Annotated in this window: 16 protein-coding genes and 2 pseudogenes; 3 read left to right on the top strand and 15 right to left on the bottom strand. The window is 38.5% G+C overall.

The window, feature by feature from the left end; all coding sequences use genetic code 11:
- Nucleotides 1-176: 176 nt before the first annotated feature.
- The 13 genes and pseudogenes from K3F53_RS07745 to K3F53_RS07685 form a co-directional block, all read right to left on the bottom strand.
- The gene (locus tag K3F53_RS07745) at nucleotides 177-1,499 is read right to left on the bottom strand and encodes a PLP-dependent aminotransferase family protein (RefSeq protein ID WP_057899103.1); all 1,323 of its coding nucleotides are present in this window, start codon (nucleotides 1,497-1,499) and stop codon (nucleotides 177-179) included.
- Between the two features lie 305 nt (nucleotides 1,500-1,804).
- Nucleotides 1,805-2,854: a class I SAM-dependent methyltransferase gene (locus tag K3F53_RS07740; protein ID WP_057899104.1), complete on the bottom strand. Its 1,050-nt coding sequence runs from the start codon at nucleotides 2,852-2,854 to the stop codon at nucleotides 1,805-1,807.
- Between the two features lie 262 nt (nucleotides 2,855-3,116).
- Nucleotides 3,117-4,358: an MFS transporter gene (locus tag K3F53_RS07735; protein WP_057899105.1), complete on the bottom strand. Its 1,242-nt coding sequence runs from the start codon at nucleotides 4,356-4,358 to the stop codon at nucleotides 3,117-3,119.
- Between the two features lie 398 nt (nucleotides 4,359-4,756).
- Complete coding sequence (locus K3F53_RS07730; protein WP_057899106.1) at nucleotides 4,757-5,959, bottom strand: ATP-grasp domain-containing protein; 1,203 nt, start codon at nucleotides 5,957-5,959, stop codon at nucleotides 4,757-4,759.
- The gene (locus tag K3F53_RS07725; RefSeq protein WP_057899107.1) at nucleotides 5,956-6,894 is read right to left on the bottom strand and encodes an ATP-grasp domain-containing protein; all 939 of its coding nucleotides are present in this window, start codon (nucleotides 6,892-6,894) and stop codon (nucleotides 5,956-5,958) included. Before K3F53_RS07725 ends, K3F53_RS07730 begins: the two co-directional genes overlap by 4 nt.
- A gap of 10 nt (nucleotides 6,895-6,904) precedes the next feature.
- Nucleotides 6,905-8,299 carry an aspartate aminotransferase family protein gene (locus tag K3F53_RS07720; protein WP_057899108.1) on the bottom strand — a complete coding sequence of 465 codons (1,395 nt, stop codon included), beginning with the start codon at nucleotides 8,297-8,299 and terminating at the stop codon, nucleotides 6,905-6,907.
- Entirely contained in the window at nucleotides 8,289-9,494 is a 1,206-nt protein-coding gene (locus K3F53_RS07715) for an ATP-grasp domain-containing protein (RefSeq protein ID WP_057899109.1), read from the bottom strand. The genes K3F53_RS07720 and K3F53_RS07715 overlap by 11 nt, the downstream gene beginning before the upstream one ends.
- A 71-nt stretch (nucleotides 9,495-9,565) precedes the next feature.
- Nucleotides 9,566-10,273, bottom strand: coding sequence for an iron-containing redox enzyme family protein (locus K3F53_RS07710; RefSeq protein WP_057899110.1), 708 nt, complete (start codon nucleotides 10,271-10,273; stop codon nucleotides 9,566-9,568).
- A 20-nt stretch (nucleotides 10,274-10,293) separates the two neighbouring features.
- A pseudogene (gene queF, locus K3F53_RS07705) lies at nucleotides 10,294-10,802 on the bottom strand (preQ(1) synthase).
- 34 nt (nucleotides 10,803-10,836) lie between these two features.
- A complete protein-coding gene (folE, locus tag K3F53_RS07700) occupies nucleotides 10,837-11,406 on the bottom strand; it encodes a GTP cyclohydrolase I FolE (protein ID WP_057899112.1) in 570 nt (189 codons plus the stop codon).
- A gap of 1 nt (nucleotide 11,407) precedes the next feature.
- Nucleotides 11,408-11,803, bottom strand: a complete 396-nt coding sequence (locus K3F53_RS07695) for a 6-pyruvoyl trahydropterin synthase family protein (RefSeq protein WP_057899113.1) — start codon at nucleotides 11,801-11,803, stop codon at nucleotides 11,408-11,410.
- Between the two features lie 12 nt (nucleotides 11,804-11,815).
- A complete protein-coding gene (gene queC / locus K3F53_RS07690) occupies nucleotides 11,816-12,502 on the bottom strand; it encodes a 7-cyano-7-deazaguanine synthase QueC (RefSeq protein WP_057899114.1) in 687 nt (228 codons plus the stop codon).
- Nucleotides 12,503-12,513: 11 nt separating this feature from the next.
- On the bottom strand, nucleotides 12,514-13,230 hold the full coding sequence (locus K3F53_RS07685) for a 7-carboxy-7-deazaguanine synthase QueE (RefSeq protein WP_057899115.1): 717 nt from the start codon (nucleotides 13,228-13,230) through the stop codon (nucleotides 12,514-12,516).
- A 116-nt stretch (nucleotides 13,231-13,346) separates the two neighbouring features.
- Here K3F53_RS07685 and istA point away from each other — a divergent pair, with 116 nt between their 5' ends.
- A complete protein-coding gene (gene istA / locus K3F53_RS07680) occupies nucleotides 13,347-14,555 on the top strand; it encodes an IS21 family transposase (RefSeq protein WP_057897356.1) in 1,209 nt (402 codons plus the stop codon).
- Nucleotides 14,552-15,307 carry an IS21-like element helper ATPase IstB gene (istB, locus tag K3F53_RS07675; RefSeq protein ID WP_057897355.1) on the top strand — a complete coding sequence of 252 codons (756 nt, stop codon included), beginning with the start codon at nucleotides 14,552-14,554 and terminating at the stop codon, nucleotides 15,305-15,307. Before istA ends, istB begins: the two co-directional genes overlap by 4 nt.
- 1,751 nt (nucleotides 15,308-17,058) lie before the next feature.
- Here istB and K3F53_RS07670 read toward each other — a convergent pair.
- Nucleotides 17,059-17,983 (bottom strand): annotated as a pseudogene (locus tag K3F53_RS07670) (transposase).
- Between the two features lie 505 nt (nucleotides 17,984-18,488).
- On the opposite strand from K3F53_RS07670, the gene K3F53_RS07665 reads away from it, so the two are divergent.
- Nucleotides 18,489-18,806 (top strand): hypothetical protein, encoded by a 318-nt coding sequence (locus K3F53_RS07665; protein WP_220560184.1) that lies wholly within the window; start codon nucleotides 18,489-18,491, stop codon nucleotides 18,804-18,806.
- A 180-nt stretch (nucleotides 18,807-18,986) separates the two neighbouring features.
- Here the strand turns inward: K3F53_RS07665 and K3F53_RS19645 are convergent, their stop codons facing one another.
- On the bottom strand, nucleotides 18,987-19,121 hold the full coding sequence (locus K3F53_RS19645; protein WP_281423727.1) for a hypothetical protein: 135 nt from the start codon (nucleotides 19,119-19,121) through the stop codon (nucleotides 18,987-18,989).
- Nucleotides 19,122-19,159: the final 38 nt, after the last annotated feature.

The following is a 19,159-nucleotide window of genomic DNA, read 5'->3' as shown; positions in this document are numbered from 1 at the left end:
CTCCGGTATCAATAGGTGACAAAAAAATCCTCGAGGAAAGGAAAATCCTGCATGTCAATTTGACTGCCTTAGAAAAAAATCCCCCCCTCTGTTCTTCTGATACCAGCTTAACAAGATAAGGGGTAATTACTCAAAAAACAATTATTGGGCTTTATAAGAACGTCATGTGGAGGATTTCACCACGTTGAATGTTCGGCACAATTGACTCCTTCTATACTTGATAAAAACGTTTGTATACATAATTCACGCAACTTTCTGTCATCCATTGAATATCCGTAGCTATTTATATACCTTGTACGAATATTTTTCACTCTTCTTTGTAACTCGCTAACAGATAATCGCTCACGAATTGCATCATCCATAACAGAAGCTAGTTCAACCATATCTTCAGCATGTGCACCATGACGCGTTATTTCGTTAACTCCAAGTCGTAAAGCTAATTTACCACGGAAGCTTGGAAGGGAATTATATACATTTACTCGTATCCCAACTTTGTAAAGTCTTTCACTAGCCTCATAAGAAGAAATGCCAGTATTATCAGTACTCAGCCATATTTGATGTCCGATAGTGTAACCACGTTCTTTTCCCTTAACATCGTATCCAAGATGATATAACTCATTAGCCAAAGTCTTTGCGTTACCTACAATTCGGTGTGCGTAATCAAAACCACCACAATTTTTAAATTCTAGCAAAGAGATAGCTAAACTTGCTACAGCTCCAAAATGATGGCTACTTACTATATAAGATTGAACCTCTTTGAACTTTTGCTCAATTTCTAAATTATTTGTAAAAAATACTGCCTTTTGAGGACCTGGAAAAGTTTTATGAGTAGACCCTCCGAAAGAGTCAATCCCCAGTACTAGGGGGTTTTTCATTACATTACCAAAAATCAAACCAAGCCAATGGCTTACATCGACATGAATGATTGTTTTGGGAGATGTCTCCTTTACTGACTGCACGAGTTTTTCTAGATCAATTGGAAAGAGGCAGTTTGATTGATCCACATATACAAGATGGACATCTCTTTCCAGTAATTGAGTTTTTAATAAATCAAAGTCAATACTGTGTTCATCCGGTCCAGTCATAAAATTCACTTTTAAGCCTAGACTTTCCGCAAGATCTTTAGTTGCAAAGTGCCCACCTTGTTCTGGCGAGACAGTTAAAATATTTGCTCCAATGCCACCACCTAGTGCTTTCAATACAATTAAGCCGCAATTTAAACCGGATAGAGGACGAAGATTTACATACTGTGCTTTTCCTAGTTCCTGCAATAATGGGATTGCTACTTCTGTTTCAAGTCGATGAACCTCTTGAGCTCCTCGAAAAAACCACTCGTTCCATTTTTGTTTGTCATTAAAAAAATAGCGATTATAAAGATCTAACAGGAGTGGCAACCTAGAAAGCGTAGTTGCTTCATTTTCACTCGGTACTAGATTTATTGTCTTGTACTTATTACTCTCACACTCACGTAACATGTCTACAATTTCATAGATATTCATGGGGGATCCTCCATTTGAAGTTTTTTTAATAACTCATCTCAAGATACCATAGTTAATATTTAATCCCCTACACTTTAATATCTTCCAAAATTATACAATCACTTTAAATCCTCTGCTATTTATTGATAACACAATTTATGCAAGTTCCAACCAAGTAGAGGCTCGTAAGATAGTCAACCAATACAGGTGAGGCTGTCCTTGATGTCTTGTCATCACAATTCTCGTTACTAAAAAGTTTATTCTTACCTTCACTATTTAAAAATTGTCTACAAATAACAGAAAGCATAAATATTAAAGAAGTAAATCTAAGTAGATAGTTTTATTCCAACCCCAACAATCGCTAAACGCGGCATTTCTATTTTCAATTTTCCAGACTGTTCGTATACTGCAATTTTAGAAACCCCAAAATCTTTATCAAGTCCTACCTTTTCGTAATCATATTGAAAAATTTCTTTAGCTCGTTCGTAGATAAAATTTAGGGCATTTTCCTCATTCATTTGCTCTTTTAGGCGATAAAGCCCATACATTTCCATAAGATATCTCGATAGATTTTTTCGTAACTCGGGTTCAGATTTACCGCTTATTATGAATGGGTCATAAACATAGTGGACATTAACTGATCTAAATTCAGCTTCAATAAGATAACTTGCAATCTCTTCCCTAGTAAAATGCGGTACATCGTGTCCAGTGTAAGAATATCGGTCAACTATCTCTTTAAACCATCTTGCTACTGGAGAACCTTCTTCAAAATCATGAAGAACAAAACGTCCACCATACTTTAATACTCGGAACCCTTCCTTGCAAACTATCAATCGCTGGGCTCTAGGAATATGATGCGTACCATATGCTAAAATAACACCATCCATGCTTCTGTCCTTTAAAAGTAATTGTTGAGCTGGTTGCCATAATGCAGGAATCCCGTACTCTACTGCACCTCTTATCATTTCTTCAGACAAATCGCTCGTCAATATATTAGGGATAGACGATTCAGGAAGTAATTGCTTTAAAGCTCTTACTAAAACACCATCCCCACCAAGAGCATCCAGTATAAGATCGTTGGGTAATAAATTCTCAAGGTTTTCTTCTGAAGCAACTAAACGAAATAAATTAAGAATACCAATCGCTCGTACAACCGGGATACGCTGCGCTAATCGATACACATCTCCACGTCCTCCTTCCTTTTGAGATTCAAAATCGGAATTGTTCTCTGCATAAAAGTGGATATCTGTCGCAACTCGTTTGATTCGTTCTAGATCTACACAATTAGCCAAAGAAGGAGAGATTTCTTTTAAACGAGCAAGTTGTTTCCAAAGCTTTTGCTCATTAGCAGAAGTATTAAGAACTTTAACATCCATGGTATTCACCTGCCTAAATATTTTATAAGTGAATTAATTTCTACTAAAACTTTTTTATGAGTATAAATTTAAAATTAAAGTGACACGTCTATTCTATAAAAAACTTTCTTTGTAATTGAAAATACATCTTTCCATCTCGAAGAACGCTAAAAAGCGATTGTTATAGAACAGATGTTAGGTATTAACAGGATTTTTAAATCCCGAATTGTCCTCTTAGCTTAGAGATTAATTTTAAGGACAACATCTTCGAATAATTCATGATTCAACCGAATTTTTCATCTAGAGTAGTGTTTACTGTATCTTCCTCAAGAAATTTGAAATATGGGAGAAGAATGCCGATAACGGCAGCAATAAACACCAAGCAGCCAATTGATAAGTAACTTAATCGAACACTATATCCCTCAGAAAAATGCCCTCCAAAATATACTCCTAATGGCATTACACTTCGGATTATTAATAATCGAACTGAAAAAACCTTCCCAAGCATCTCATTCGGAACACTGCGCTGATATATGCTTGTACTATGTACGTTAAAAAATGGAGTTGACATTCCAGCAATAATCTCAAGTACAACAGCTTGCCATATTTCATAAACAAAACTAAGTAGAACAAAAGAAAGTCCACCAATAGCAATAGCTCCCAACATAAAGCGGCGTCTATTTTCTGATATTTTTATACGCGGAACAAAGAAACTACCTACTAGATACCCTGCTGGAAAACCGGACAGAAATAATCCTAATTCGAAAGAGCTCCCGGCTAAATCATCCGTAACAAAAGGAACATTCAAAACCATCGTAACGCCTACAGCAAATTGAATGAATGCTGCAAAAAATCCTAGCCAAACTAGATGCTTTTGATTGAGAAAATAGGAAATACCGCCTTTTAACTCTTTAAACCAGGCTAATCTCACTTGTATGTTTTCCGAACTTTTCTCATGCACCCAAAGTAAAGAAGTAGCACTCAATAAAAAGCATAAACAAACGATATAGAGTGTATTTGTAACACCGATCACAACGGAGATGATACCACCTAGAGTTGGTGCAAGAATACTCATTAGTCGTACGGTACCATCTATATATGCATTTACATTAGTTAATTCATTTTTTTTAAATAGGGTAGGTGAGATTGCTAAACTTGCTGGCACATAAAGAGGTTGAATAATTCCGAGAACAAATTGAACAACAAAGAGATTCCAAACATGGATCTCGTCGAATAACAACATGAAAATCGGAACCAAAAACACAAGGCCACGAGACAACTGAGAGAAAACCATAATTTTTTTCCTACTCCAGATATCTATAAAAGGTCCAATTACAAGTTGTATCAGGAGTGAAGGAATAAAGTAAATAAGCCAGAGCGTACCCATCTCTATTTTCGAGCCCGTGAGATTATATAGAATTAGGGAGTTACAAAACGCCCCTAAAGCCCCTCCTAATTCAGAAACTGCCTGGCCAATCCAAAGAGCTAAGAAGGTTGGATTGGTGAAGAGTGAACGAGGTTTCAACTTTGCTACATTCCTTTCTCAAGTTAATTTAGCAACTGCTTCTCTAAAATAAGCGATGCGGAATCCTAAACTTAGCAGTCAGTTTTTGTTTGTAAAATCAATATAAAAATCATAAATATTCATGAAACAACTTAACAATGTCAAAACCACCATTTTTGGAATCATATGGATCCGGATAGAAAATGATAGGGGGCGAACGGACACTCGCTCCCCAATAGGCTTTTTGATTCTAAAGTATTGACAAGAATACATTCAAATTAATTCCATGGTATTTTCTCTTGTGTAGTCCCCTTACTTTGCGATGTTTGTCACAAAATCTTTCTATTACGAACTCCCATTCAACTTGTCATTATTTGATACTTGAAAATATTACGGCTGGAATTTTAACAAAAATTTTTTTAAGTTATTTTTAATAACTGAGAAATATCATCTAAGATTTCCTTTACTCGTTTAGAACTTCTATCTTTTACTATTATAAACGCGTCAGTGTCATCCATATTGAGTCTGTGCAATTTTGGTAATTGACCAATAGAAGGTAACTGCTGGTATACGATAGCCTCACCGTAAAGTTGTAATATCAGATCGAGGTTTTCTAATTTTTGGATCGGTTGATCTGTTTCAGCATTTATAAAAAGAATTCCAGTATGCCATGTTCTGTTCAATTCATGCTGACAGCTTCGGTAGATAAGATGTTCAGCCCATACTTGTTCCATAGATATACCCTGTGATAATCCCATTAGTAAGGGAATTTGAGCACCGGGTATACGCGCTCCCACTTCTCCAATTAATAAGCGTCCTTTGCGATCAATCATGTACTCAATATGAGCGAAAGAGTGGGTAATGTTCAGGGCCTCAATTGCTTTTTGACCATATATTCTGATCGCCTGATCCAATTCCTTTGGCAAGTCATGACGAATATAGATCCGTTGACCTCCCGGGCGAGCAGCTGTTTCCAAAACAAGTGGTTCGTAAACAGAAATGGTTCCAAAAACAACCTTTCCTCCAACGATTACTACGTCATAGCTTCCTTCTTGCTGGATATCAATAAACTCTTCAGCAAGGAATGGCTCTTCTAAAACATCGAGAAAATATTTTGCTTTTTCAACCGCTTCTTCTTCTGAGGTTATCCGAAAGACATTTCGAGAGCCAGCATTATTTAAAGGTTTGAAAATCATCGGATACCCATGTAATTGAACAAACTCCGTAAGATCGACAAGGTTGCTAATTTTCTTGTGTTTGGCGCATGGTACATCATGTTGTACAAAGCAGTCTTTCATTACGTCTTTGTAACGAGTGGGAACAATTTGAGCAACCGTTGATCCAGGAATCTGGAATACTTCACGAAGGTAAGCCACATTTTCTATATAAAACTCATAGGGCGTTTCGATCTGTTCAACTGGATATTGTTCAATTACCTGTCTGAAAACCTGATGTAATTCCTCATATACACGGGCATTAGCTTCAAAACAAATAACATTTTCTCGCTTATTATCTAATTCGATTACGTCAGGTCCAATCCAGATTATTTCAGGACATAAAAGTGCAGCTGCGTTAACGTATTTTTGGTAAACAGGAGGTGCTACGATAACAAGCGTGTTCATGATTTAATCCGATCCTCAATCATTTGAACATAATATTTCACACTACCCTCTGGATCGATGGTGAATCCACTTTTTTCATGCCCTGGCCAGATTGACAGAGCAGAATTAACTTCAATGATTATAGGCCCATCAGGTCCCTCAATCAAATCAATTGGAGCATAATCGAGACCTAACGCACTAACCGCACTTAATGCAATATCTTCTAGTTCTTTTGTTAATTCATATTTCCGTAATTTCTTACCTTCATTTATATCCTTAGTTCGCCAAGTATTTGGAAAACAATCGAGGGCCCAAATGGAAACTACTTTGTCTCCAACTACATTAATGCGTAGGTCATATCCAGGATTAGAAACATATTGCTGTGCGCATAGAACTTTATAGTTTTGGATAAGATGCCATACCTCAATCTCTTGAAAAATACTTAAAACATCAGCAATTTCATCCCCGTACCGAAATTCGTTTAAAATTAAGCGCTTGATATCAATCGATGCATGTCCGGAAAGGGGTTTAAGGATAATATCTTTCCACTCTTTTAAACAACTACCGACTTGGTCTACCGAACTGACCATCCGTGTTGAAGGAACACGGATGCCGGCCCGTTGAAGTACGTTTGCCGCATATACCTTGTTACTCGCTTTTCGTACCGCCTGTGGTGAGTTTAAAATTGTCATTCCTTGCTGTTCTAGTAATTCAAGTGCATCAAACAGATATAACCGATCTCCTAATGTATATCTTGAACGAATTCTTGATTCAAACATAGCCACCTTAGGAAGTTCTCTCTTAATTCCTTGATAAAAAAATTCGAAAGGAGCTGCTACTACTTCAACTTGATCCCAATCCCAGACCTCTGCCTTGTATCCTAGCTTTGATATTTCCTCAACAAGTTTGTTTTCAGCCCAAGCAAAAGGTCTCTTGCTAAAAAAAACAAAATCCATAAAGAGCCTCCTAATTTTGTTGATAAAGCTCGACTTTCAATTCATTGAGTATCGTCTCAAGTGTATTAATAACAAAATTTAACTGCTCATTCGTAATGCAAAGTGGAGGAGTTAAGCACAATACATTGACTTGGTGACCACCATTCAATAGAAGTACACCCTTTTTCATAGCCCTGCGTATAATTTCCCAGCAGAGTTCTGGTGCTGCTTCTTTGGTATCTCGATCCTTGACTAGCTCAATCCCTACCATCAAGCCATTTCCACGTATATCACCGACATTAGGGTGAGCACCGATTCGATTTCTTAACTCCTTTTGTAGATACAATCCATCATAGTGACTCTTTTCAACTAAGTTTGAATTTAGCAACTCTTTTATGGATGCCATGGCAATTACTGATCCCAACGGGTTTCCTTGGAACGTACTAGTATGAATGGGCTCTCCATTATACTGTCCCCACGCTTTGTCCATTACTTCCTGTTTAGCTGCACAAACGGATATTGGATAACCAGAAGAAAGCCCTTTCCCGATGGTCATAATGTCTGGTATCACTCCGCTATGAAGGAAGGAGAACATCTTACCTGTACGTCCGAAGCCTGTTAGTATCTCATCAAAAATTAATAACACATTGTTACGATCACAGATTTCACGCAAACCTTGAAGAAACTTCTGTGAAGCAACTACCACTCCTCCTCGTCCCTGAATTGGTTCAATAATAACGGCCGCCACATCTTCTACTCCTGAGGCAGTATTTTCAATCATATCCTGAACTGTTTTTAAACAAGTAAGCTTGCAGGTATCAACTTGTTCACCATAAGGACACCGATAACAGTAAGGATAGGGTGCAAATGCAGTCGATTTCTTTGTTTCATTTTTAAAAGGTCTTCGGAAATGATGACGTGCTGTTACTTCAATACTTTTTGCCCCCATCCCGTGATACGCTCCATAAAACGCAATATAACCACTCTTTCCTGTTGCTAGATTTGCGGTTTTTAGGGCACTGTCAACTGCATCCGATCCATTAACCGACACGATCATTTTAGCATTTGGAATAGGTATAATTTTTTGAATAAATTCCATAAACTCGATTTTTCTTATGTTTGCATGGAAATCACCCATTCCTTGCAACATTTCCTCAATCTGCTTGCTAACAGCAGCCTGAACAGCGGGATGAGTATGTCCGATGTTTGCAACATTCAAACCGGCAGCCATGTCAATGTATTGATTTCCATCTACATCAATTATGTTCGCGCCTGTTGTTCTTTCCCAAACAATCGTTATTTCATTATCTGTATTTGTCAAGTTGGGTGCTTCTAATTCCCGAAGTTTGCTAAGGAGTTGTTGCGATTTGGGCCCAGGAATTGTTGTTTTAATAACAGGCAGCCCATGATTTGTGTTAGATCTCATCTAGGTACCTCCATTTTGTATTTTCAACAAACCACTGCTGGGCTTTACTTATATTGTCACGTAACTCTACTTCTGTATTCGCCATAACAATCATGTTGGCAATGGAATCAACACAGCTTTTAGCTCCGTTGTAAACCATTCCAGGCTTTCCTGTGACTTGGTACTCAACTACAAAATCAAAAGGTACTTCAGATGGAACATATACCAATTCACCAGCTTGAGGTTTACATAAGATCCACCCTCCAAGCTTACGTAAAGACGGTTGTGTATTAGCAGGAAGGTCACATTGTAGACGTAAAACAGAGCAATTTAAATTTACTCCTAAAGTGTATTCAATTGTCTTATTAACACGTGCCCATCCGGTACGACTTGCTATTTCACAGATGAGCAATTCGCCATTTGGCTTTTCAAATACTTCTAAATGGAAAGTAAACGTCTTTGGAGAAGGCATCAATCCAATAACCTTACTTGTGAGATTTACCAATCGTTGAAAAACTGGGTTTTCTTGCTCCAACATATGACTCGAATGAAAGTCGGTATCTAACCAATATCGATTAAGTGTGTGGTAAGTGGATGGCCAACAAAGTTTTATTTCTCCATCGTTTACCAATCCATCAATGTGATATAATTTTCCCTCAATATATTTCTCAGCCAACATATTAGGTCGAAAATGATGTGTAAGCCATTCCTCTAATTCAGTAGAATCACGGATTATTGAAACTCCGATTGAAGCGACAAGATCACGAGGTTTTACGATAACGGGATAGTTATGTTCCTTGACAAATGACAATAAGTCGAGCGGTGAATTTATTAACCTAAAATCCGGAACAGGTATTCCTTTTTTTCTCATATACTGTTTCATAATTAATTTATCTCGATAAGTAACGGCGCTCTCTACACTCTGTCCCTCAATACCAAAGAGTTCACGAAGCTGTGCCGCTCGAATCAAATCCAATTCGTCAAGAGCCAGTATTCGCTTGATATGGTGTCTCTCGTTTAAAAGAATAGCTTCTCTTTCGACATTCCCATTATTGCTATAATTTTTAAAAGAAAAAATTGATGAATATTGTTGTCGATTAAACGAATTTGAAATTTCACCATTCACAAATAGAATGAGTTGGTCTTTTATCTCCGGAAGCCATTCATGGTATGGCATCTCCGCTTGATGAGCATAACTAAGAACGAGATATGTCATGATTAGCTCCTTCTACCTGGTAATTTAATTAATGTACTTTACTTGAATTTAGCCTAAAAAAACAGTTGAAACTATTTTAGAAACAGATAGTCATAGAATTCGTTATAGAACCATTTCATATGTTCTATAGAAGTTTTTGCGCCATTTTCAATTTGTTTCAAACTTTCTTCATCTTCATAAGAACTTAAAAGATTTCTAATAGAACCATAATGCTCTTCTTCGACTTCCTCAATATGGATCTTCCAGAAATTTAAGTCATATCCTCTTTCTTCAAGACCTATTAAAATACTTTTATACATGGGAATGGTTAATAATTCGTTACCTGGCCCCATATATCCGAAGGCTTCAAGGTAAGTTGCATTCTTATAAAAGTCTAAAGCCAAACGGTTGTATTCAAAAATAAAATCCTCAGCTGGTATAGCAGGTGTACCAAATGCGGTTAACTCAACATCAGGGATCACACTCTTCAAATAAGTATTATAGAGTTCACCATGACCCATACCTGCTACACCCCTGCCGCATTCATCATATAAATTTTCAACAATTGGTGCCCACCATTTATCGCATGGAGGAGCACATGCTATTGTTGCACCCAATAGTTGATGGAAATAACATCTGTGATGACCATATTGAATACTAAACTTTGCAATCTGTTCATCGGTCAGTTTACGTTGACTAAATGCAGAATAGAAAGGTCCATTTATGACTTGTTCATCAAACATTTTTGCAATTTCGTTTTCAAGTATAAGATAGGCATTAGATACAGTGTTTACATTCATCGAACTCAACCTCCGTTAATTTATCGATTTGTAATTTTTTCTGGATTTAAATCATGATTAAACAGTCTATGTTCCGCTACTTGTTTCCAACGAGTACCTTCTTTACCCCAGTTTACATAAGGGTCAATACTTATCCCGCCACGAGGAAGGAATTTACCCCAGACTTCAATATATTTTGGTTCCAACAGATTAATGAGATCTTTCATTATTTTATTAACACAATCTTCATGAAAGTCCCCATGATTTCGAAAACTAAATAAATACAACTTTAAAGACTTACTTTCTACTAGCCTTTTATCTGGTACATAACTAATATGAATCGTTGCAAAGTCTGGTTGCTTAGTTATTGGGCAAAGACTGGTTGCTTAGTTATTGGGCAAAGACTGGTGAATTCTGGACAGTTAAATTTGACGAAATAGTCAACATCTGGGTGAAGATTTTCAAAACTCTCCAACAAATCAGGGCAATAATTACTTGGATATTCGACGTTTTGATTTCCCAATAGCGTGATTTCTGTTTCAGTGTGAATATCTCGCAATTTAATCACTCCTTTTCATAAAACATTATTTAGTTTTTATAAGGTCTAAGACCTTATGAACTAACTCATTATCTTCAGTAAAAATACCAAGAGTCTCCGTTGTTACGTTTTTTGCACCTGGTTTCTGAACTCCTCTTATAGTCATACAAAAATGTTCTGCTTCTATCACTACCATAACTCCTAAAGGATTAAGCACCTCAAACATGGTTTTAGCAACTTGAAATGTTAACCTTTCTTGTAATTGAAGCCTCCTGTCATAAGCTTCCAGCATCCTTGCAATTTTACTTAATCCAACCACAAAACCGTTAGGTATGTAGGCAATATGAGCAACCCCAAAAAAAGGTACCATGTGATGCTCACAATGAGAGTAAAATGAAATATCTTTTACCAATACTAACTCCCTGTGATCCTCTTTAAACGTTTTTCGCAAATACGAACTAGGATCTTCTTTATAACCTTTAAAAATTTCATCATACATCTTTATGACTCTTTTAGGAGTTTCAATTAAGCCCTCTCTTTCTGGAATTTCTCCAATGTATTGAAGAATTAATTTAATATTTTCTTCTAAATCTACATTGAGTACTGTGTGGTTCATTTTAATTTTCCAACTCCTCGCTGTATCTTACAAAGACTTCATTGGTTTCCTGTACTTCAACCCACTTTACTTTGGGTTGATTTATTTTCATTAAACAGAGATCTTTTATGATTGAATAAAATACTTCTGCAACTTTTTCAGTAGACGGTGCAGATCCACCTTGGTCAACATCGAATTCTGGGAAATCATTTAATAAATAATGATCGTATTTATCCTCAATCGAGTGCTTAACATCACGAAAATCTATTAACATTCCTTTATCATCTAACTTTGATCCTTCGATACAAAAAGTAACTTTATAATTATGTCCGTGAATTCTATCACACTTACCAGCATTTGGTACACGATGTGCACAAGCAATCCAGAAATGTTTAACGAGATGGTATTTTTGTTTCATGAAATTTCTCCTTTAATTCCAAACAATAGATTTTTCATAGTCAATGGGATCTATGATCTTATTTTCTTGGAATCCTTTAATACGTAAACGACAGCTATCACATCTCGCACAAGCTAGTTCTTTACCTTGATAACAAGATGTTGTTAGATGGTAAGGAACGCCCAACTCAAGTCCTTTTTTGATAATCTCAGCTTTTGTCATATTAATTAATGGAGTTTCTATTTTGATATTCATTCCAGTTACTCCATTTTTGGTCGCTAGATTGATTGTTTTTGACATCGATTGAATAAATTCTGGACGACAATCCGGATAACCGCTGTAATCTAATGAATTGACACCGAGAAATAAAGCTGATGCTGAAATTACTTCCGCATATGCTGTTGCCAATGCTATGAAAATCAAATTACGTGCAGGGACATAAGTATTTGGAATTTCGTCTGTTAACCCTGAAGTTGGAACATCCAAGCTTATATCTGTCAAGGAACTTCCCCCTATTTGCCTTAACCAATCTAAATTAATTACTTTATGACTCCTTGTATCATAATATTCAGACATTTTAATAGCACTTTCAACCTCACGTGAATGTCTTTGACCGTAATGGAAAGTAATTGGATACAATTCGTACCCTTCATCTTTTGCAATTCCCATACAGGTTGCACTATCCAACCCACCGCTTAATATAACAACTGCTTTCTTCATTTTCATACCTCCTATACCCCTCTTTTATTAGGGTCCCAAATAATTTTGTGTAGTTGAAGACTAACCTTAACATTTACCAATTGATTTGATAACACGAGATTTACCAATTTATCAGGTGGCATAGTTTCCCATACAGGGCTAAATAGAACTGTTCCTTTTTTATACAACTTCTTTAAAATCCTTGTAGCCACCTCAAAATCATTAGAATCGCTAATTACAAATTTAACCTCGTCATTATCTTGCGAATAATCAAAGTTTTCTAAAATCATCTTTTTCATTTCACCACTACTTGGTAGTTTGTAATCTAAGATGAAGCGTATCTTCTTCTTGAAATTTGGGTGACTTTCTCGAAATCTACAAACCTCACTAATGTTAATCGCGCCATTTGTCTCAATGTGAATATCCTCTATATAATCGATCTCCGCTAATGCTTTTAAAAGCATCAACGATCTTTCCCCATGTATCAGAGGTTCTCCACCCGTTAAACAAATATGTTTATTCGGAAATCTTTTAACTTGCTCTACGATTTCTCCTATCGTAGCTGTAAATTCAGGTTTGTAAGGTGCATAACTATACTTTGTGTCACACCAGGTACATCTAAGATTACAATTAAATACTCTTACAAATGTCGTGGGGAATCCTGCTCTAGTTCCCTCCCCTTCAACTGTTTGAAAAATTTCAACCATGGGTATTTTCATATCGTATTGAATGCCGCTCGTTCCTAACATATTTGATCAAATCCTTAAAATACTGTTAAAGCCGATGATAAAATCCCCAATATAGCCGGAATAAAATTCCCCAACCTACAATAAGAACCATAGACATCTGAGAGGAGCTATGGTTCATGATTACGAGAGGGGAATTTTTTATGATCAAGGAGTTATACCGGAAAGGAATGTCTATCTCTGACATTGCCCGGCAGTTGGGGATTGATCGAAAAACAGTTCGTAAGTATCTTGGGGAAAACTCCCCGCCTTTGAAAAAGAAACGAACGAGCCGAGGAAGTAAACTAGACCGCTATAAAGACTACTTGCATAAACGCATGATAGAAGATGGTGTGTTTAACAGCGAGAAACTGTATGGAGAAATCCAGAGCCTTGGTTATACAGGGGGAAGAACGATCCTGAAAGACTACATCAAGCCCTTTCGGGATACGCATAGAGCGAAGTATACCGTACGGTATGAAACGTTGCCTGGAGAACAGATGCAGGTAGACTGGAAAGAAATTGGCACCGTGATCCTACATGGCGAACCAGTCAAGCTGACAATGTTCGTTGCCGTATTAGGATACTCCAGAATGAAGTATGCAGAAGTGACAACGTCTCAAGACCAGGAGCACTTGATGCAGTGTCTCATTCATAGTTTCAAGTATTTTGGCGGTGTTCCGCAACATATCTTGTTTGACAACATGAAGACTGTGACAGATGGACGGGAACAAGGTGTGGTGAAGTGGAATGAACGATTTGCGGAGTTTGCCTCTTACTACTCCTTCACTCCGAAGGCTTGTAAGCCCTACAGGGCTCAAACAAAGGGCAAAGTAGAGCGAGCCATTCAGTACATTATAAATTCATTCTATGTAGGGACATCTTACGATTCGGTAGAGGATCTGAACCAACAGCTTCTTCGATGGCTGGATCGCGTTGGAAACCGCAAGAAAAACGATACGACAGGGGTTTCTCCGCAAGAGCGTTGGGCAGAAGAAAAGCTTCAGCCGATTCTCCAGAAAGCGGACTATGACACAAGTTATCGTTCCTATCGCAAGACGCATTTCGACGGGACGTTCTCCTATCGTGGCGTGAAATGGATTGTGGATCCAGAGTACTCACAAAAAGAGATACTGGTCAAAGAGTCCCTAGATGGACAAGTGACAGCCTACTATCAAGGAGTGCGCATCTCGTGCAAACAGCTTCACGAGAACGTGATTTTCCTTCCGCAAAAGCAAAATGAGAAACAGGACATTGGAGTTGGCCGCTCTCAACCCGCTTCTCATTTTGAGGTACATACTCGTTCGCTTTCTGAATATGACGAGCTCACCGGAGGTGAGATGTCATGATGGAGAAAATCGAAGAGTACTGTCAAAGATTAAATTTACCGACCATATGCGATATGTGGTCGGAAGCAGCAGAACAAGCTGCCAAGAATAATGTACCATACTCTGCGTTTTTATTCAGCCTTCTAGAAGCAGAAATTGCGCAGAAGCATCAACGTACAACGGAAACGTTACTCAAGTTGGCGAAACTACCGTTTCGCAAAACGTTGGACGAGTTTGACTTCTCTGTGCAGACTTCTGTAGATGAACGGCGTATTCGAGAATTGATGACCCTTTCATTCTTGAAACACAAAGAGAACCTCATCTTTCTTGGTCCTCCCGGCATTGGGAAAACACATCTTGCCGTTTCCATCGCTCTTGAGGCAATTGGACAAGGGCATAAGGTATATTTCATTACAGCACAGGAGCTAATCTCCCAGTTACGAAAAGCGGACCAAGAAGGAAAGTTGGAGAAAAAGCTTCGCACATTCGTAAAGCCAAGTTTACTCATTGTGGATGAGATGGGTTATATGCATCTAGAGCACGGAAGTGCCCACTATCTTTTTCAAGTCATCTCTCGCCGCTATGAACGTGGTTCTATCATCATGACCTCCAACAAGTCATTTGGTGAATGGGGAGAAGTATTGGGAGATCCAGTTATTGCGACAGCGATGTTGGATCGACTTCTGCATCATTCTCGTATCTTTAACATGAAAGGTGAAAGCTACAGATTACGGGAAAAGAAGGCTGCATCACGAAAACAGAAGGGTTCGTGAGGAGCCCTTCTGGGGAATTTTAAAACGGCGATTTTGGGGAAGTTATAGCCGGCCTTGACAAATACTAGATATTAAGACTCTAAATATTGAATGACTTATGTTAATTAGTTCGAAACATACAATATGGAGAAATACAAATATGTAATATATCCTTACATTTTACTAAATATGGATTTTTGTGTGACAGTAGCCCTACCTGCTCATCATGAAGGAAGATCTGCAGAACTTTTATGAACTTGTACAGAAAACATTAAAAGCAATAAATATTATTGTTATCAGCGCTCCTTTTAGATACGGGTACGACAAGAATCGATTAATTGTGTGCGACCGTAATGATGACTTTTTAATTCAGCTCTTCCGACACTACTAACGTGCTGCATGAGTGGTAATAAGAAGCTATTTGTTTGAATGAAACAAAATGGTATGAGCCAACGTACGCTGAATATACGACTTTACCACCAATGAAGAAACTAAGAATTACTCAATGATCTTCTTCGTTTACACCTAGACCACGTTAGATCCCTCCAATAGAAAGGGTCTTGGGTCGTACTTTTTGTTACAATTCTTCCTGATACAAAAACGAATAACATGCATAAATGAGTCAGCGCTTCCCCAATAAAAATAGCCGAAGAATACTCTACTACCACTAACACAAAAATCATGACAACGACACAAAATACTAATTAATTTCCTTGTTTTTCGATCTACTACAAAATATACCAATATATAGATGGTTTGAAAATAATTTTATTTCGACACTTTTCTTGGGTAATTGTATAAATAATCGGATTTTTGTAAAAAAAATGCAGAAACAATCCGCGTTCCACACCTTTTTCTTTAGCCCCCCTTCTCCTTCCTTAAAGGGGGGCTAATACTTTATTTTTCTTGAACAGGTGACGGTTAGAGTTTACGGGTGCTTGATCATCTATGTGCAGTTAGGCCATCTCCTTGAGGATGAATCTCTGCTCCCGTATGAGCTTATCAAAATCAACTCCCAGTCCCTGCAATATAGATAATAGTGCCTCCTCGGAAAGGTCACAGGGGTGATGTAATTTTCCACAGTTAGACATTCTCCCATGTCCTCTACAATCGCACCATCAACTGATAAAAAGTTACGAGTCTTTGTCCATTCTGAGCAGTTATGAAAGTCATACGTACCAGATGTGCCCTGGATAATTATTGAACATACATCGTAACTCTCAGAAATGTACGCACTTTCCTCATCGGAAGCAAACAGAACCATTTCCGGATCGTAGATCACTGTCCAGTTCATATAATGGGCGACAGCTTTGAATGTGAGATTCTTCTCACAAACTGAAACTCATCCCATGTTGCCTCTTGTTCATTATGAGTAACCCAATAAAATGGCAAACAGTTCGGAATCATTGGGCGAATGTCACACTTCACCATTATCAGGCTTACACTAAGGCTCAAACCGTATTCCCCCTCAAAGCAAAAGGCAATAAATTCAATCCTTTTATTAGGTTCATTTTCTTGGTTGGTAATCTCACACTGGGCAAGCCCCGTGGATTCCTGTTTCATCGACCTCGCAACCAACGATCTTCACAGGCGTTTCTTTTCCCTCTGTCCGAGGGTACTGTGTTTTATGCAAAATCCAGGATTTCTAATCCTCCACGTTCATTGTTAAGAGATGTGTTGTAGTCCCTACTAATTGTCGGTTGCATGATTCACAGACATATGTTGATCAAGTCCAGATTTGTGTGTAAATTCCCCTCGGTTAGAGAAATAAATTAGCCAATGCGAGTCACTTTAGACATCGCTTTTGTTGCCTGAGTTTCTCGCCATTCCAAATACTCTGCCATATCGAGATATTTTTTGCCGCTTGCCCATTTTTCGTCTATCTCCATAAGCAAAGCCCCGATCAGGCGAATAACAGATTCACGGTTAGGAAAAATGCGAATGACACTCCCGTCGGCGAATTTCTTCGTTGAGTCGCTCCATGCCATTTGTTGTCCGAAGTCGTTTGCGGTACTTTTCAGGGAGTAGAAGAACGGCTGTGGCATCATCAAAACCATTCTCTAAAACGGAAATCGCCTTTGAAGCTTTGGCCTCATACGTTTCCACCGTTTGTTGCAACAACAACCGTGCGGTCTCAAGATCAGGAGCATCCAAAATCGCACGAACACGGGGATACAACTCCTCTTGCAGCTGCTTGGGCGTGGCATCGAGGATATTTCGCATAAAATGAGTCTGACACCGTTGCCACGTCACCCCTTGAAAATGGGTTCGAATACACAGTTCGGAAACAGTTGACTTAGAGAACTCGGTTCCACACAGTTCCTCCGTGATTTGGGCAATTTTTCGAGTTGATACCCCATTCACCACCATCTCCATGAGGGCTAAAACCAAGGCTTGTTCACTTCGCTGATAGCGGGCAAACATTTCTGTCGAGAACTTTCCATTTCGAATCCGTGGCACCCGAAGGGTGATCGTTCCCACCCGCGTCGTCAGTTGATGAGGATATGTACCGTTTCGATAACCTTGGCGTTCATCTGTACGTTCGTACGGTTCCGCAGACAGTTGTTCCGTAGCCTGGGCTTGCAACACCTGATTCAATACCGATTCCAGCAGCTTGGCCACCCCCGAATCCTGCGAATTTCCGAGAAAAAGTTGCTGCAAAAGCTGCGAATCTACAGTAATCTGGTATTGAGCCATTTTCAAAATCCCCTCTCCTGGAATGTTTTCTGGTCAACTTCATTCTAACCGAGGGTATTTGAAATGGCTCTCTTAATTTTAAAGAGACTGTTTTTACACAATTATATGGACTCAACTCCAAAAATGGATATCCGCACTTTTAGTATACATAATATTTTTATGGTTTTATTTTAGTTCTCTCTCTTTTCTTTTGGCTCTGCTAGACTCATTATTGATATCCGGTTAGTAGCAAAAATGTGAATTTCTTTCGCTTTGCTATGTCCTATAATCTCGGTTATAGAAACAAATTTTTCCAATTCATTTAACAGGTACAAACGGGGGATATTTTGGGCTTTTATTCTTCTCACTCTTCACGAATATGAAGTCATATCCAAATTTCCGAGACTGCATTTTGGGCTTTTATTCTTCTCACTCTTCCTTTCAGACCACATATCTTAAATACAGGAAATAGACTAATACCTTGGAGGGAAGAATATGACTGAAGATAGACAGCAGCAATGGCATCATGGACAGCAGTGGCATCATGGACAGCAATGGCACCCTGGACAGCAATGGCATCATGGACAGCAATGGCACCCTGGACAGCAGTGGCATCATGGACAGCAATGGCACCCTGGACAGCAGTGGCACCCTGGACAGCAGTGGCATCCTGGACAGCAATGGCATCCTGGACAGCAATGGCATCCTGGACAGCAATGGCATCCTGGACAGCAATGGCATCCTGGACAGCAATGGCACCCTGGACAGCAGTGGCATCATGGACAGCAGTGGCATCATGGACAGCAATGGCATCGTGAGCAGCAAGAATAAATATCCTGAGTAGAAAGGTCATCAGTATTTGCCTTGGTAGTAGCATTACTATGAACCATACGGAGAACACTATCGCTTTTGTTCTTAATTTAGAATAAAGGAATTTCGATAGCATTCATGATAGTACACTCATCGACAACGAAGTTAGACTTTGTCTACAAACTGAAAATCCCCGAATTCGGGGATTTTCACTTTATTGACAAAACGTTACTTTTTCTTGAGCTATCATACCGAGACTTTTCTCAATCGCGTTAAGAACGATATCAATTTGCTCGTACAAAATAACTGCAGGTGGCTCGATCCGGATAATGGTCGCATTGTTACCCATACTTTCTGGCACTTGCTCATTTTGCGCTGAAATACCTT

Source organism: Aneurinibacillus thermoaerophilus, assembly GCF_019603355.1.
Classification (GTDB): domain Bacteria; phylum Bacillota; class Bacilli; order Aneurinibacillales; family Aneurinibacillaceae; genus Aneurinibacillus; species Aneurinibacillus thermoaerophilus.
Note: the sequence above shows the minus strand (reverse complement) of the source record. Positions and strands in the feature narration are given on the sequence as shown.